Source organism: Flavobacterium humi (assembly GCF_004745595.1).
GTDB lineage: Bacteria > Bacteroidota > Bacteroidia > Flavobacteriales > Flavobacteriaceae > Flavobacterium > Flavobacterium humi.
This window is the reverse complement of record NZ_SRLH01000006.1, coordinates 28,086-45,452: the sequence shown is the minus strand read 5'-3', so window position 1 is coordinate 45,452 and position 17,367 is coordinate 28,086. Positions and strand designations below refer to the sequence as shown.

The 17,367-nt window shown below is 42.3% G+C and carries 9 protein-coding genes; 4 read left to right on the top strand and 5 right to left on the bottom strand.

Going from position 1 to position 17,367, the window contains the following annotated elements; translation table 11 throughout:
• Positions 1–2,271, bottom strand: a complete 2,271-nt coding sequence (locus E4635_RS11640) for a cation:proton antiporter (protein WP_135526874.1) — start codon at positions 2,269–2,271, stop codon at positions 1–3.
• 172 nt (positions 2,272–2,443) lie between these two features.
• Between E4635_RS11640 and E4635_RS11635 the strand changes: the two genes are divergently transcribed.
• The 4 genes from E4635_RS11635 (at position 2,444) to rpoN (ending at position 8,375) form a co-directional block, all read left to right on the top strand.
• Complete coding sequence (locus E4635_RS11635; RefSeq protein WP_135526873.1) at positions 2,444–4,870, top strand: efflux RND transporter permease subunit; 2,427 nt, start codon at positions 2,444–2,446, stop codon at positions 4,868–4,870.
• Positions 4,867–5,289, top strand: coding sequence for a hypothetical protein (locus E4635_RS11630; RefSeq protein ID WP_135526872.1), 423 nt, complete (start codon positions 4,867–4,869; stop codon positions 5,287–5,289). The genes E4635_RS11635 and E4635_RS11630 overlap by 4 nt, the downstream gene beginning before the upstream one ends.
• Positions 5,290–5,427: 138 nt before the next feature.
• Positions 5,428–6,861, top strand: a complete 1,434-nt coding sequence (gene asnS, locus E4635_RS11625) for an asparagine--tRNA ligase (protein ID WP_135526871.1) — start codon at positions 5,428–5,430, stop codon at positions 6,859–6,861.
• Between the two features lie 50 nt (positions 6,862–6,911).
• The gene (rpoN, locus tag E4635_RS11620; RefSeq protein WP_135526870.1) at positions 6,912–8,375 is read left to right on the top strand and encodes an RNA polymerase factor sigma-54; all 1,464 of its coding nucleotides are present in this window, start codon (positions 6,912–6,914) and stop codon (positions 8,373–8,375) included.
• Between the two features lie 74 nt (positions 8,376–8,449).
• Here the strand turns inward: rpoN and E4635_RS11615 are convergent, their stop codons facing one another.
• The 4 genes from E4635_RS11615 to sov all read right to left on the bottom strand — a co-directional run bounded on the left by E4635_RS11615 (position 8,450) and on the right by sov (position 17,343).
• Entirely contained in the window at positions 8,450–9,238 is a 789-nt protein-coding gene (locus E4635_RS11615; RefSeq protein WP_135526869.1) for a DUF3667 domain-containing protein, read from the bottom strand.
• A gap of 176 nt (positions 9,239–9,414) precedes the next feature.
• Positions 9,415–9,804: a VanZ family protein gene (locus E4635_RS11610; RefSeq protein WP_135526868.1), complete on the bottom strand. Its 390-nt coding sequence runs from the start codon at positions 9,802–9,804 to the stop codon at positions 9,415–9,417.
• Positions 9,776–10,156, bottom strand: a complete 381-nt coding sequence (gene gcvH, locus E4635_RS11605; RefSeq protein ID WP_135526867.1) for a glycine cleavage system protein GcvH — start codon at positions 10,154–10,156, stop codon at positions 9,776–9,778. The genes E4635_RS11610 and gcvH overlap by 29 nt, the downstream gene beginning before the upstream one ends.
• A gap of 65 nt (positions 10,157–10,221) precedes the next feature.
• On the bottom strand, positions 10,222–17,343 hold the full coding sequence (sov, locus tag E4635_RS11600) for a T9SS outer membrane translocon Sov/SprA (protein WP_169630263.1): 7,122 nt from the start codon (positions 17,341–17,343) through the stop codon (positions 10,222–10,224).
• Positions 17,344–17,367: the final 24 nt, after the last annotated feature.

Genomic DNA, 17,367 nt, shown 5'->3' with positions numbered 1-17,367 from the left:
TTACGGCTTAATGATTAGTACCGAAGGCAGGTTGCTCAGCCAGACACTTTGCGAATCGACCAGTTTTTTCCAGCTGTCCAAACTGACAACCATCAGGTCCTGTTTGATCAGGAACGATTTTTGAACCGTATTTTCATGAACCAGCGTGATGTTGTCCGGATACTCCTTCTGCAGGGCATGGATCGCGTTTTTGATCAGGAAGTTGCCTTCAAAGTGATGGTTTACATCGATGATATTGATTTTCGAATTATTGTTGAACACGAATTTTTGAATATAATCAACCAGGAAAGCATCTTCGGCCGTAAAAAAAGGAACAAAAACCTTATCGGTATTGTGCAGGTCGTTATCTACCAGGATACCAAGCGGTGTTTTGTTTTTAGCAATGATCTGGCGGGTCCTTTCATCAAAAATAGAATTGACGAACAGGCCTTCCTTACCGGTTATCTTATCCAGAAGCCTGTCCGGATTGATGATCCTGGTGGTGAACCCTAAAACCTTGCCCAGCAGCGTCCCTTCAAATATGGATTTCCCCAAACCAACCAATAGCAAATCATATTCTCCCTGATTGGCTACTTCTGCAATATCGTTTTCTATATCAACCGTAGCCTTGAAAATCGTTTTAATTTCCTGGTTCAGTATTTCGGATTCTTCAATGATCGGGATAAAAGTCTCTTTCTCATATTCTTCGAGATTATAGGCGTGCATTTCATCACTAACCGACAAATGCATGGCGGTGATGCTCGAAACGTCCTTTTGTTTCTTGACTAAACTATTGGCCAGGCGAAGCAGGGATTTCCCTTTCTCATAATTCCCGAACGAAATAAGGATCTTGTATTTCGGGGCCGATTCGATATCTTCCGGCAAAAACGTCGCCTTGGAATGAAAGACATGATTGATCAGGTCGATGGCCGGGCCAGTCATAAAAGTAGTAATCAGCGCCATAATAACCATCATAGTGAAAACCTCCGAGGTCAGGACGCCTAAGTCATACCCGATATTCAGCACTACCAGCTCCATCAGCCCGCGTGTGTTCATTAAAGCACCGATGGTCAAGCTGTCTTTCCAGCTTTGGCCTACAAATTTTGCAGCCAGCGCACTCCCGACAAACTTTCCGACTACGGCCACAAGAATGATACATCCTGTTATCTTCCAGAGGTAAGGATCGTTGATCAGGCCAATTTCGGTACGTAGTCCTGTAAATACGAAAAAGAGCGGAAGCAATAAGATAACCGATACGTCTTCTACTTTTTCGATAAAAACATTCCTGAATTTTGTAATGTCCGGCATAATCGCACCCGCCATAAAAGCACCAAAAAGCGCATGGATACCAATGATTTCAGTTGCATAGGACGACATGATCAGCATCAGGAAGAAAATAGCCGCAACCGGTTTGCTCAGGTTGTCATTGTTGGAATACAAATCCCCGATGCGTTTGAGGAACGGTTTTACCAAATACAACATCGCTGCAACATACAAAGCTGCCAAACCGATAATGTAAAGGGAACTCACAAACGAACCTGCTTTTACGATAGCGATAACCGCCGCCAGCAAGCACCACGCAGTAATATCATCTGCAGCGGCACAAGTAATGACAATAGTACCCAATCTTGTTTTATGGATGCCCCTTTCCTGCACTATCCTTGCCAGGACCGGAAAAGCGGTGATACTCATCGCAATCCCCATAAACAAACTGAAAGACAGGAATTCAACTCCTTCCGGCGCGAATTTATGGTATACGTAATACGCCAGGATGATCCCTAAAGTAAACGGGAAAACAATACTGGCATGGCTTATTACAACGGCTTCATTGGCTTTGTTTTTGAGCACCTTCAGGTCCAGTTCCATGCCGATGATGAACATAAAGAGGATCAATCCGATCTGGCTTAAGAATTGCAGGTTCCCTAATGATTCCACCGGGAATAGTGCCGATGAAAATTCGGGGAAATACATCCCCACCAGGGAAGGGCCAAGGAAAATACCGGCAATGATTTCGCCGATTACAGAAGGTTGTCCTATTTTTTTAAAAATCCATCCGAAAAAACGGGCCACGATAATGATGGTGATGATCTGGGCCAGCAAAATGGCCAGAGGATGTTCCAGGTTATGAAAAAGGGATTCCAGGAACTGGTTCCACTGTGTGTGCTTTGTCGAAGGGCTGACTATTTTCCTGCCTATTTCCAGGTTTTTCCCTTGTCCGACAATCCAATACATTAAAGCCGTAAAACCTCCGGTAACGGTAAAATAAAACAATGCGTTTTTTATTTTTTTCATAAGAAAATAGACCAATTCACTTACAAAGATGACGAAATAACTATTCAAATAAAAACATTCCGGAAATTAATCACATAAATTTAAACCCACTTAAGTTTTACTGCTAAAAGTTTTGGTTTAAACAACTTAATATTATAGGTTTTACTTACCTTTGCGTCCCATTTCTAGTTATATGAAAAAGATGCTAAGCATAGGGTTTTGGGAATTTATCGCCCGAGTAATCCTGAGAAATAGAATAATTATTTTAGCCGGAGTTGTTTCCATTACGATTCTGCTGGCGCTCCAATGGAAAAACATCAAGTTTACCCAAACCGAAGCCAACCTGATTCCTGCCGATGACAAGATAAACCTGGATTATAATTCTTTCCTGAAAAATTTTGGAGAAGAAGGAAACCTTGTGGTTATCGCCACCAAAGATCCTAAATTATTTACACCCGGAGCCTATAAAGCCTGGGACGAGCTGATGACCAGCATCCAGTCAAACAAAGAAGTCGATTTGGTCATTTCGATCACGAACCTGAAAAAACTGACCAAGAACGATTCCCTGGAAACCTTTGAATTGACACCTTTGGTCAATCCTAAAAAAACCAAAAGCCAGGAATATCTAAACCAGGTAAAATCCGAATTGATCAACAAACTGCCTTTTTACCAAGGGTTGCTTTTCAATAAAAAATCGGGCGCTATCCGCTCTGCGGTGTACCTGGACAAAAAAATCATCAATACCAAAGCCAGGAAAGAATTCATCCTGAAAAAACTGATCCCGGCCATTGAAACCTTTGAAAACAAAACCGGCATAGACCTCCATACTTCCGGGATGCCTTATATCAGGACGCTGAACGCCAAAACAATTATCGATGAAATCGGTTTGTTTATTGGTGCGGCATTGCTAATTACGGGCTTGATCTTTTTCTTTTTCTTCAGATCGTTCAGGGCTACTATGATTTCGCTTGTCATCGTGATTATAGGTGTGATGTGGTCTTTCGGATTACTGGGGTTATTAGGCTACGAAATTACGGTATTGACCGCTCTTGTTCCGGCATTGGTGATTGTGATCGGTATACCGAACTGCATTTTCTTCATCAACAAATACCACCAGGAATACCAGGTGCATGCCAACAAAGCCAAAGCATTGCAGAGGGTCATCACTAAAACCGGGACGGCAACCTTAATGACCAACATTACCACAGCCGTTGGTTTTGCCACCTTTATCGCGACCAATAATGTCCTGCTGACAGAATTCGGCGTGGTCACTTCCATCAATATTATCGCATTGTATGTATTGTCTTTATTGATAATCCCTATTTTCTTCAGTTATATTCCGCCTCCGATCCCAAGGCATTTGGGGCATTTGGAGCGCGAATACCTGACGTCGTTCATGAATTGGATCGTACGCACTGTAAAATACAACCGTATTGGAGTATATATCAGCTCGGTCATACTGCTTGTTATCGGGATTATCGGGATTTATGAAATTAAGATTTCCGGTAGTATCATTGAAGACATGCCGAAAAAAACAACTTTTTTTGACGATATCCGTTTCTTCGAAAAAGAATTTGACGGCGTTATGCCGCTTGAGATCATGATTGATACCAAACACAAAAAAGGGGTCATGAAACTGGTAACGCTGAAGCGGATGGAAGAACTCGAAGAAACAATCCTGGAAATCCCGGAATTATCGAAACCCCTTTCTATAGTCAATCTGGTAAAATATTCGAAACAGGCCTATTACAACGGAAATCCTGAATATTACGAATTGCCGACTGCACAGGAACAGGCTTTTATCTTGTCCTATGCCAAGAACGCCTCGCAAAATTCGAAAGAAAACCTTTTGAAAAGCTATGTGGATTCTACAGGCCAATTTGCCCGGATTACGACCTTTATCAAAGATGAGAACGGCGAAAAAATGGATGCCATAGAAGCCCAGTTGCGTGCTAAGGCGAATAAAGTGTTCCCAGCGTCACGATACAATGTGATTATTACCGGAAAAGCATCCGTGTTCCAAAAGGGTACCAAATATTTACTGGATAACTTACTGTCTTCCTTATTGTTTGCCTTTGCCCTGACCGGAGGTTTGGTGGCCATTATGTTCCGTTCTTTCAAAATGGTTTTGGTTTCGATTATCCCTAATTTATTGCCACTGCTGTTAACGGCCGGCTTGATGGGCTTTTTAGGCATTCCGCTGAAACCTTCTACGATTTTGGTTTTCGGGATCGCTTTCGGGATGTCCGTAGATGATACTTTACGGTTTTTGGCCCAATACCGCCTGGAATTGAGCCGCAATGAATGGAAGATCAAAAAATCGGTATTTGCCACTTTTGATGATGCCGGGATTAGCATGTTCTATACTTCGATCGTATTGTTTTTCGGGTTTTCGGTGTTCATGCTCTCCAGTTTTGGGGGAACAGTGGCTTTAGGCGGACTGGTGGCACTGACTTTATTCTTCGGGATGCTGTCCAATTTAGTACTGCTGCCTTCTTTGGTGCTTTCGCTGAACAAAACGCTGGTGGGCAAACAGGAATATGTGGAACCTATCATTGACATCCTTGAACCGTCTGACGAAGAAGTCGATCAAGTGGAACGAAAAAAAACAAATCCATGATTTTAACAATAGCCTATATCCTTTTCTTTCTGTATTTGAACTATACTATTTATGCTTCTTTAAAAATCGGATTTGCAAAAAACAAAAAGCAGCTGGCCGTAGTTGGCTCCTGTTTACTTTTTTTGGTTCTTTTCCATTGCATTTTCACAGTAGAAGGAATGTTGCCCAATAAGGCCTTTTTCTTGTTATTTATATTCAGCCTGTCTATAATAATAATGAAGTACATGGCACAACTGAACAGGTTTATTATGGATTTAAGGATAAAAAAAAGCAATCCGGATTTATATGAAAGTGACGCTTATGGCACTTTTAGCAGCATAAGTACATTTATGTCTCAAGTATTGATGCCTGCTGGGATTACTGTCTTTCAAATTATTGTTATTTTTAATCCTGAAATACAAAATGGGATGAACCATTAAGAAATAGCCCTGATAGCAGCGGAAATCCTTTTTTGCTTTTCCTTTAAAAACAAAAAAGATTAAAGCGAATAGCAGGAAATAGCTTCAAAAAATTATACAAATCAATTATATTTGCAATTATAATAATTACCTATCAAGATGAAACATACAAAGGTTAAAGACTTACTAAACAGTACCAAAACACTTCATGAAGTAAATGCAAAAGGCTGGGTCAGGACTTTTAGAAACAATCAATTCATAGCGTTGAACGATGGTTCGACAATCCATAATATCCAGTGCGTGGTCGATTTTGAAAACACGCCGGAAGAAACGTTGAAAAGAATTACCACCGGAGCTGCCGTTTCGGTAACAGGCGAATTGGTGGAAAGCAAAGGCGCCGGGCAGAAATTCGAAATCCAGGTGAAGAAATTGGAAATCCTTGGTGATTCCGATGCGGAAAAATTCCCGATGCAGCCCAAAAAGCACTCCCTTGAATTTTTACGTGCCAATGCGCATTTACGAGTAAGGACAAATGCATTCGGTGCCATTATGAGAGTGCGCTCGGTATTGTCTTTTGCAGTGCACAACTATTTCCAGGAGAGAGGTTTTGTGTATGTGAATACGCCTGTAATTACGGGTGCCGATGCAGAAGGTGCAGGAGAAATGTTCCAGGTTACTTCATTGCCATTGGATAATTTGCCGAAAAACGAAGAAGGCACTATTGACTATTCGAAAGATTTCTTCGGAAAACATACAAACTTAACCGTTTCCGGGCAATTGGAAGGCGAGACATTTGCTATGGCATTAGGCCAGATCTATACTTTCGGGCCAACATTCCGAGCTGAAAACTCCAATACATCACGCCACCTGGCAGAGTTTTGGATGATCGAGCCGGAAGTGGCTTTCAACAACCTGGATGACAATATGGATTTGGCTGAGGATTTTATCCAATACGTGATCAAATACACGATGGACAAATGCCAGGACGACCTAAAATTCCTGGAAGGAAGGCTGTTGGAAGAAGAAAAATCGAAACCGCAGGCAGAACGCAGTGAAATGAGTTTGCTTGAAAAACTGAATTTCGTCCTGGAAAACAATTTCAAACGTGTTTCGTATACCGAAGCTATCGACATCTTAAGGGATTCGACTCCAAACAAAAAGAAGAAATTCCAATATATCATTAACGAATGGGGCGCTGACTTGCAGTCTGAGCACGAACGTTATTTAGTGGAGAAACATTTCAAATGCCCGGTGATCTTATTTGATTACCCGGCCAATATCAAGGCGTTTTACATGCGATTGAATGAAGATGGAAAAACAGTCCGCGCCATGGATATCCTTTTCCCTGGAATTGGAGAAATCGTGGGTGGTTCCCAAAGGGAAGAGCGTTATGATGTACTGGTTGAAAAAATGAAAGCCTTAGGCATTGATGAGGAAGAATTATGGTGGTACCTGGATACCCGCCGTTTTGGTAGCGCAGTCCACTCAGGTTTCGGGCTTGGGTTTGAAAGGCTGGTATTGTTCGTAACGGGTATGACCAATATCCGCGACGTGATTCCTTTCCCAAGAACACCGATGAACGCCGAATTCTAATAGACACAGCTTTCGATTCGCTCAATAAACAAATAACCGATTAAACAGAGATGTTAAAGCAGTTCCTAAATCTTAAATTATCCCAGAAATTATCTCCGCAACAAATACAGTTGATGAAGTTAATCCAAATGCCTACGCAGGCTTTTGAACAGCGGCTATTGGAAGAAATGAACGAAAATCCCGCTTTGGAAGGTGGTAATGAAGAAGAAATCTACGAAAAAGACGAGTTTGACAATAACGACCAGTATGACGAATACGAAGATAACGACAGCATTGATTCCGGGGATATTAATATTGACGAATACTTAAGCAACGACGAAACTCCGGATTACAAAACGCAGTCCAGCAATTACAGTGATGATGATGAAGACCGGGAATCTCCGTTGGCGGCTCCGGTCAGCTTCCATCAGGACCTGGTCAACCAGCTCAATACTTTCATCCTTACGGACGAACAACGCGATATTGCCGAATTTTTGGTAGGCAGCATTGATGACATGGGCTATATCCGCCGCAGCGTTCAGGATATTGTAGACGATATGGCGTTTACCCAAGGCATCTATACCGATGAGAAAACCGTAGAAAAAGTACTTTGCATTGTTCAGGAAATGGAACCTTCAGGTGTAGGCGCACGCGATTTGCAGGAATGCCTTTTGCTTCAGCTGAAACACAAAACACCAACAGAATCGGTTGCATTGGCCATAGCCATTATTGAAGAGCAGTTTGAATCTTTCACCAAAAAACATTACGAGAAATTACTGGCCAAATTTTTAGTTTCCAAAGAACAGCTTCGGAAAGCCATCGAAGAAATCGAAAAACTCAATCCAAAACCGGGCGGCGCTTATACCGGAAGCAGTAAAATAACAGAACATGTTGTGCCTGATTTTGCCATCCGCATTGTGGATGATGAGCTGGAACTAACTTTGAACGGCCGTAACGCACCGGAATTGCATGTATCCAAAGATTACCAGGACATGATGATGTCCTATAAGGCCTCTAAAGACAAATCGGCTGCGCAGAAAGACGCTGTGCAATTTATCAAGCAGAAACTGGATTCCGCCAAATGGTTCATCGATGCGATAAAACAACGTCAGGAAACACTTTTTGTAACAATGAATGCCATTATGCATTTTCAGCAGGAATACTTCCTGGACGGGGACGAAAGCAAGCTTAAGCCGATGATCCTAAAAGATATCGCTGATATGATCGGATTGGATATTTCGACTATTTCCCGTGTGGCCAACAGTAAATATGTCGATACGCCGTACGGCACGAAACTGATTAAGGATTTTTTCTCCGAAGCCATGACAAATGACCAGGGAGAAGAAGTATCCACCATAGAAATCAAGAACATACTCGAGCGCCTCATTGCCGAAGAAGACAAAAACAAACCGTATCCAGACGACCAGCTCGCCGATCTTCTAAAGGAAAAAGGATACCCAATTGCCCGCAGGACCGTAGCCAAATACCGTGAGCTCCTGGATATTCCCGTAGCCCGGATGCGAAAGAAGATATAAATCCAAAGTATAAAAAGAAAAACCTAATTCCCGAAATGGCATTAGGTTTTTTTTATGTAATATCGTCACGGCTATTACCCGTGATAACTGATCGATCCGTATTTCCAATGGGTTACAAAACCTACCAGAAGAACGAAAAAAATTATCAATTCGATGCCTATAAGTACTATAAACAATACCATCCGCCAGCCAAAAGACCAAACCGGATAGTCACTTCTAAACGCTGAAAAATAACTATACACCGTATACGCCAAAATAGCAACAGGCGTCATAAAGTCCAAAAATACAGACACGACATCAAGATAGGTGAAATCAAGGAAACTCAGGGCCTGTCCAAAAACCGTAATCAGCATTACGCCCAAAAAAACCATTCCGGCCACAATAAAATGCTCACTGATATTGAGTTTCTTCCTCCTGAAAAGCATGAGGCTGTTACAGGCAAACAAGGGAATAAAAGAGAAGAGGATAACTTTGGCATAACTGCTCATGAAAGAGGCAATCTTGTTCCCTGTCGCGTTGTTTTCCGCTTTTGTTTCCGATGCGATATAAACCTCCGAAAGGCTGTCATGATAATGGGACATAAAAAGAGTAAGCCCAATCAGGATAAGCACCAGGTAAAACACATTGTAATAGCGGATGCGTTTGCCTGCTATATAATCCAGGGCTGCTTTTCCGGGACGTACCAAAGCTTCCTTGACCGTAAACAAGATTCCTTTTTCAAAATGCCATATGCCATGCAATATATCATGGAAAAGGAAATGCTTTAAGGTAATGCGGTGCGTATCGGTTTTTTGCCCGCAGTGGGAACAAAACTTATCCGAGGCAAGATGGTTACAGTTAAGACAAAGAGTAGAATGACTCATAACGTTCGTTTTAATGGCTTGACAATAATACGAAAATTCCCCATTTCAATAAAAAAGCTTGCCATTTCTTTTCTTGTACTGTCATTTTTCACACCAGAATTACTAAAAAACGCTACAAAGGGAAGCCATAAACAATAAAAGCGGCAAATGCCGCTTTTATCTATACAAGTATGTAATTACTTTTCAGGTTCCAAAAAACTCGAACAAATCAAGATGCCAACGATAGCACCAACTGAATTGGCCAAAGCATCCAGGGCATCTCCCTGCCGGGTTTCGGTAAGGCAACTCTGTCCTATTTCGACACAGATCCCTAAAAAAACCGCTGCAGAAACCAATATGATTTTCATCTTCCGGTCATTTTTCCTTTTAAAAGCAAGGTATCGGAACCAGGAAATGACCAGCACAAAATAAAACGTAAAATGGACCAGCTTGTCTGCATTGGGAAAGAAAAACATTTCCTCTTCTGAAGAAGGGTTTTTAAAACTCAAATAAAGAATTAAAAAAGTCCAGCATACCGCAATCCAAATCGCATTTTTATTAGGCGCCAATAAGGTTTTTATAGTCATCGCTTGAAAGTAAGTTTTCAATTTCAGAAGCATCGGAAATTTTCACTTTAATCATCCAGGCCTTTCCATATGGATCTTCGTTTACAACCTCAGGAGTTACTTCCAGCTGCTCGTTGAACTCGATGATTTCACCCGAAAGCGGCAGGAATAAATCCGATACCGTCTTTACCGCTTCAACCGTTCCAAAAACGTCGTCTTGCTTTAATGTCTGGTCCAGGGTTTCCACTTCTACATAAACGATATCCCCTAATTCCTTCTGAGCGAAATCAGTGATTCCTATTGTAGCGATATCGCCTTCTATACTTACCCATTCGTGGTCCTTCGTGTACTTTAAGTTAGTTGGTATGTTCATTTTTTTATTAATTAAATTCAAGCAAAAGTAAAATTATTCAACTTAAAAATCAGGGTTTTTGAAAATTAATTTCCAAAGTTGTACCGCAATGTAAAACCAGCCCTGATATTGGTCAGCGGATACGCCGTAGAGATCACCGCTTTCGAGAACGAATAATCGAAAAAGAACAATGTGGTCAGGTTTTTACTGAAAGAATAATCTCCGGTCAATTTAGCCGAAACGATGTTCTGTCCGCCCGCCAACTGGTTGTTGTCATAATCCAGGTTACGCACAATTGTCTTGTTGTTCCTAAAGGAAATGTCTCCTCTTAGGTTGATATCGCTCTTGATCATCCCCATGGCATTGTCTGCCAGCCTGGATCGGATCTGGACGTCCTTAATACGGTAACCAAGACCTATGATGTATTCCACACCTTTAAGTTCGGTAAGCAAATTATTATCCAAGCTTAATGAAAGCGTTCTGTCCTTTTTCATCTCGGCCAAAATCTTGATCGAATTCTTCATCTCGAAATCCAATCGCATCAGCGGGCTGAACTGCTCGGTCAGGTTCACATTTGAGATGATGATCTTGTTTTGGTAATTCCCGTTGGCATCTTTCGATTCCGGATCCTTATCATATTCAAAGTTAGAACGGAAGGAATTCATAGTATAGGCCGCTTTATAGCTATGCTGCAATGAGAACCTTTTGAATTTGTCCTTAAAGAATTTGTAACGCATCAATCCGGTATATTTCACTGTCCAGTTAGGAATAGGGAAACTTCTGAATGAACTCAGGGGAACATCCGGCGCATTGCGGAAATCGGAAGTATAAGCCGCTAAGAAAGCCGGCAATAAAACAGCCTGGTTATTCTTACCGAAACCTATCGGATACCCTTCAGCATCAAGGTTCGCTGCATTATTCAAATCAATCCCTCTGGCAACGGCCAACCTTCTGGCGATAATAATCCTGTTATCCCTAAATTGCTGGAACGCATTTGATGTTATTTCGTCACTTCTTAAAAATGCCGTCCCGATCATATTGGTCGAAATGGAGAAATTACCAAAATTATAAGGCGAGTGCGAATTGTAAGTATCTCCTACAGCGTCAAACTGTTCAGAGAAATTTTCTGCGTGCATACGGTCTGCGATCAGGTCAACTTTCAGGTCAGGGAATATTTCCAAATTGGCATTTGCCGTAACCTGCTTGTTTTTCACTTGTGTGAAATTCTGGTTGAATTCCGGATAATCGGTCAACCAGCCGTTTTTGGCCGCTTCAAAACGAACATCGTCCTGCAGGCCGAAAACAAATCCCAGCGAAGGCTTGGATGAACCCAAAAACCCTATGGAAGGCAAATAGCCCGGAAGCATCGTTCCGTTAGTCTCGGTATAATTAATCTGGATATTTTTAATACTGGTTGCCACTCCAATCAAGCCGTCCAACCAAATATTTGGTTTGTCGTCTTTAACTTTTGGCTTGGCCACGATTTTCTCTCCCGGTTTTGGGGCCGTTACAGGTTTTGAAGCCGGTTTCTTGGTTCCCCTTTTGGTTAAACCAATATATTTATAGAATGTTTCCATATTAAATGCCGTATTCAATTTGTGTGAATTGGCATTCTGAATGGTATTCCCTAAATTATATCCTTTGAATTCCTGTGCCAATAAAGAAGCCTTTTGCCAGCTGTAGTCGCCGGTATAGGTATAATCCGATTTTATAAAAGCAAAAACCGGGATCTTATTGATTGGCAAATCATAATTAAGGGTCAATTGCTGCGCGTGCTGATTTGGCGTCCCGATGTTCCAGTAATCGTTCCAAATGGTGAAATCATCAATAGGATCGTTGTTCTCATCCAGGTAATTCCGCACCAGGTTAGCTGTCGTCGCGGTGTAATTGAATCGTAAGGCTTTGGTCAGGTTGTAATTGAATCCATAGTTGTAATTAAACATAAAATTACGCTTGTACAAAGGATCGATGCCGATTCCCTGCACTTCAACCTGCCTGAACTGCTGCTTGTTAAATTGACGCAGGATAGTCGAGCTGAAATTGACGGTGGTTGGCAGGTAATTGAAATTGAAATCACTCAAAAGTTTCCAATACGTGCTTTTTTTCATCAATTTATTATTCTTGAACGGCTCAACCGGTTTTGGCTTGAATGCAAATGCATAATCCGCCGAAGTCCTCACTTGCTGGTCTAACAGGTTTTCCACTTCAAAATCATGGTGCTCCACTTCGTTATAGGAATAGGCCAGTGTCAGGTTTTCAGGATCGTAGAAATGTTCTTTCTGCTCTGGAGCCCTTTCTTTCTTTACTCCTATAAAATTGATACTTTTTCTTTTGGTAAAATCAATAGCACGGTTTTTAATGTTCTTTTTCTCTTGCGGATCAGAAGTCACATCAATCAATTGCTTCAGCTTGATATCCTGGTTAAACGGATCGTATTCAGGAGTAATAATCTCTTCCCCTATTGCATAATTGAACGGCACCGCTACTCCCCATTTTTTAGGAAGCAATTTCCCTAAACTCATGTTGGTAACAATATCATACTGGTGCGCATCTTCCCGGCTGCGTTCATTAGGGCTTTGTTCCAGGGCACCGAAGCCAATCGTATTCATTCTTCCCGTTGCGGAAAGTGTCATAAAATCTGCAAGATTTGTATCTACGCTGGCAATTGCAGCCATACCGCCTTGGTTGTCCACATCGGCCAAACGCAATTCGTTGAACCAAACTTCACCTCTTATAAATTGGTCCTGGCCCGTTCTCGTATTTTTGACTCCGACCATTAAAGTCCTCACAAAACCAAAGTTCGGGTTTCCTTTGATCCCTAGTGTCAATTTATTGGATTTACTGGATGCTGACGGATCTAAACGGGGATCGTCTTCATCCAAAAAGGAAATACCATTGGCATCCGGTGTTAAGGATCCTTGCAATTTGAGGATCTTAAGAGCGGTAAGCAACTTCGTCTTCAAATCGATTTCGTTCGCTTCCGGCCAAACATCCGAAGCATTGCCGGCTCCTTTGGGGGTTACTTTTAAAGGGATTTCAACTTGGTAGAAGTTTTCAGTGAAGTCGTTACCGAATCGGATAAACGCCCGCATCTCATCATTCTTTAATTCTCTAGTGATATCACCGTAGTCATTATTAAGAGCTTCGGCATGAAGGAACATTTTAAGCTTGTTGTACTGGCGCATGTCCACATCAACATTCTTGAACGCTGCTCTCGCATCACCCTGCTCCAAACCTTTGGTACCGTTTTGAGGATCTGCCTTATCATATACCTTCAGCAAAAGCGATTGCTCGTTTTGATTGATTACCGAATTGTTGTTGTACATCTGCTCTCTTTCCACACCAGGAGGTGTTACGTAGCGCACCGGCTCCTTGTTACCGTTCTCTTCGATATTTACAGCCTGGACATCAAAACCTGTCGGGTCATCCGCAGGATCGTCATTCACAGGAAGGTTTCCTGCCGGCAATTGCAAAGAGGCATTGAATCTTCTCCACTCACCACGTACCAAATCCAGGGAACCCAAACGAATCGTTACTTTATCGCTGAACCCGGACATGAACATACGCATGAAACGAATCGATTTGAAATCTGAAATCCCTCCTTCAATATTCGCGGCCGTTGCTTCCAATATCGGAATTTTGAACTGTATCCATCTTGCCTCAGTAGTACTTCCATTGGCTAATGTAACTTCTGTTTTCCTGACATCCGAAACATATTCATCACCAACTTCCATACCCGGTTTGACTTCAACAGAAAATTTATAATACGCATCAATGGTATTCATGGTATTGTCCCTGTTGATATCTTCCACATCCGGAGTCGTTGTGGAACCTCTGTTGGTATCCGAAACATTCACCGGTGAGTTGCCTTCCAAACCGTTGTAATTACGGTATCTTTCCAAAATTGGCCCGGAAACGCTAAGGAAGTACTGGTAGTTATCCTGAGCAGGGTCATTTCCGGCAAAAGCAGGGTATTTTATATTTTCTTCAGCATCAGACAAACCGTTCAAACCAACGTCCTGTTGCGCCCTGTTGCCTTCATTGGTATCAAAAGCATAAATTAATGATTGTGCGGCAGGAACCTTACCCCAGTTGGTATTGATCACGTTCTGGTTTGTCCCGCCGGCCGGCAGTCCGTTTTCATATAATTTACGTCCGTCTTTCAAGACGTCTTCGGAAACTTCCCCAAGGTTGAATGTCAGTTTCCCTATATTGGCCGGATTCGTATCACTTGCCGTTCCATAGTAAGGATCAAGCATCCAAAACTGAATATATTCCACATTGGCCTGCTCAAAATTGGTAGCATTTATCGACCGCATTATCCCTCCAAAATTACTTTGCGGATTAGGCAGGATATTGTTTACGGACAGCGGATTGAAATTGTACGGTCCTCTTTCGGTTGGATAATAGGTCATGTCCAGCGTGGTAACAACCGTGGTTTCCCCGGCAGCAATATCCGTATTCGGGTAAAGTTCTTTACTGTAAATCCTCCTGGTGTTGTTACTGGAAATTTCGTTGTCGTTTACATCTGCAGGCCTGTCCCCGGTATAGAAAGTAGGATCAATGGAATACCAGGAAAGTTTAGCACGTTTGTCACCATAACTCAAATCATCTTCCGCAGCTCCATTGTCGAAACCTTTTGGGACACTGGACAATGTCCATGCCAAAGGCGCTTTCATATCAATAGTAGATTGCGAACCTTCAAAGTCATCAACATATACGGTGGCTTCTCCTTCAAATTTATCCATTTTTGGGGTTCCGGGCTTTAAAAAGGCAACTTCACCCCTTACCGAAAGATTCGAAGGCACATCAGTATCTATATTAGGCAGTTTGTTTACCAATCGTGTGAAAAACGGGACTTCGGTAGAGAAATTACCGTTAAATCCGTAAATCATATTGTTGATGGACTCCTGGCCGTAATTTGTTTTTTGGGTAAACGGCCTTTCCGTCATTTTAAGCAAAGTAGCGCCTACCTGGAATTTATCCGAGATTTTATAGTCTACGTTTACTCCTATAAATCGTCTGGTCTGTTGCCCGAAAACCGCATTGTTTTCTACGGAAACTTCAATCGGGATGCCGGATGCCCTTAACGACGGATCTAAAATTTGCACACGCCCGGCCTGGTAGTTTACGCTATAATCCACTCCTTCCTGCAAAACCCTTCCTCCGGCTGTAACGACTACCGAACCTCTTGGTACATTCGCCGCTCCCAGGGAGATTCCGTCCCCGCCGCTGGATTTGAATTTCCCTTTCAACTGGAATTTATTCTTATCACTGTCCTGCAACGCTATGGCCTGTGTTTTGTAGTACAGGTTCCTGAAAACATATTTCTTCTGGTTATCGTTATAGGTATTGATATTGTTGTAATCTTCTCCCGGGCCTGCGCTCAATTTATCAAACAAAAGTTTTCCGAAAGGTTCTGTTGTGGTAAAGATAATGCGCCCGTTTTGTGTATCGACTGTCATTCCGGGAATAAAATCGAAGAAACCGTCACCGCCATTTTGCGGGTCATTATTGAAGTTCAATTTATCCAAATTGAAAACCTTCAACAACGGGGTTTCCGCAACACCTGCCGGAAGTGGCAACGTGGTTGGCGTTATGTAGTTTAATGGAGACGGATCAGTATATAAGATATTGAATTTGAAATCTGCAGGATCCAATTGATACGCACCCGGAATCTGGTAGATGTTTTTCATCATTAATTTCCAGGCCGGTTTATCGACACTTGCCAAATTCCCTTTAAGCATTTTAAGGATCAAACTTTGGGTTGTTGGCACACCTGCATTTACCTGAGTGGCATCTACCCCATCGGTTCCGAATTCCCCCACCTGGAACACCTGGTCGCCAATGGTATACTGATACGCTACGGCAAGCACCTCATCATTTGTCAATCGCTGGTTTAGGGAAATGTACCCTAATTGCGGATGGTAGGTATATTCGTTTGGTGTTAATTTCCGGGCGTTTTCCAGCTTCGCATAATCCGTCCCTTCGGAAGGAGCTGGCGTAATTCCCGTAAAACCTTGTCCGGAAGTTGCTATTTCCCTGATAGCGGCAGTCAGGTTACTGTTCCCGATACCGATTTTTGTCGGGTCGAAATTATTATTGGAGTTATTTACCGGCGCATCGACAGCATTAAAAAATGTCGCCGGCGGGTTGATGCCTATAATTTCGGAATTAGGATGCTCCGGGTCCGTACTGGCCGCTTCCCCTAAATCCTGAATGGCAATAACGTTTCGTAGATTATTCCCGTCTTGTCCTGTTGTGACCCTATTTTGCCTGTTGGTAATCCAAACTTCCATTCGGGTAATCTGTACCCTGGAATCGATAATCGGGTATTGAAGCAGTGCTTCGTTGTATTTGTTCCTGAAGTATTGGGCAATAAAGAAATGCCTGTCTGCATCATAATCCAACCCAAAAAGATTAAATTCCTGGATGGCTCCTCCTCCCTGGGCCGTAACTGTTTTCGTTTGTGATTTCTGTTCGGAAAAAACACCCGTAACTGTCACTTTACCAAACTGGAACTGGGCCTTCACACCAAATAAACTCTGGGCACCACGGATCAGGGTACTGTTTAAAGGCATGCTTACATTCCCGACTTCAATTTTTTGAAGGATATCATCCTCAGTAGGTGTGTATTCTAATTTGATCAGGTTTTGGAAAGCAAAAGTAGATTCCGTATCATAATTGGCATTTACCTTCAGTTTTGTCCCTACTTTCCCGAGTAAACTCAAGCTGATACGCTGGTCGAAATCGAAGGTTGTACTCGATCTGTTACGCGGGGAAAAAGCCGGGTTATCCTGTTTGGAATACCTCGCCCCTAAATCGACTTCAACGGTTCCGGTCGGTTTTACATCAATGGTATTGCTCCCGAAAATGGATTCAAAAAAGCTGGAATTGATATAATACCGCGGCAAAAGGTCCTTTTTGGCATCCTTGCTGGCTTCTTTTTTGCCGTCAATCGCGTCTGATTTTTTTTGGAAATAATTCCGGATGGATTCCTTTTGTATCAGTTTCTGGTATTCGTCCGGTGTCAGGACAATCGGGTAATCGATATTGAAGCCTTCAAAGGTTTTGGTATAAATGTACCTGTCCGTAACGGGATCATACGTATACGCTTCAAGAATACTGTTAGGGTTAGGAAGTTCCAAATTGTTAGTATTGTATCCTTTAACGGTATCCTGGGCCGTAGGGACAACCTGGGCATCCATAGCAAGGGAAATGAAAAAAAGCAG

Bases quoted from the DNA above. Each gene is read 5' to 3' on its own strand.
- E4635_RS11640 (WP_135526874.1), bottom strand. From the start codon at position 2,271: ATGAAAAAAATAAAAAACGCATTGTTTTATTTTACCGTTACCGGAGGT.
- E4635_RS11635 (WP_135526873.1), top strand. From the start codon at position 2,444: ATGAAAAAGATGCTAAGCATAGGGTTTTGGGAATTTATCGCCCGAGTA.
- E4635_RS11630 (WP_135526872.1), top strand. From the start codon at position 4,867: ATGATTTTAACAATAGCCTATATCCTTTTCTTTCTGTATTTGAACTAT.
- asnS (WP_135526871.1), top strand. From the start codon at position 5,428: ATGAAACATACAAAGGTTAAAGACTTACTAAACAGTACCAAAACACTT.
- rpoN (WP_135526870.1), top strand. From the start codon at position 6,912: ATGTTAAAGCAGTTCCTAAATCTTAAATTATCCCAGAAATTATCTCCG.
- E4635_RS11615 (WP_135526869.1), bottom strand. From the start codon at position 9,238: ATGAGTCATTCTACTCTTTGTCTTAACTGTAACCATCTTGCCTCGGAT.
- E4635_RS11610 (WP_135526868.1), bottom strand. From the start codon at position 9,804: ATGACTATAAAAACCTTATTGGCGCCTAATAAAAATGCGATTTGGATT.
- gcvH (WP_135526867.1), bottom strand. From the start codon at position 10,156: ATGAACATACCAACTAACTTAAAGTACACGAAGGACCACGAATGGGTA.
- sov (WP_169630263.1), bottom strand. From the start codon at position 17,343: ATGGATGCCCAGGTTGTCCCTACGGCCCAGGATACCGTTAAAGGATAC.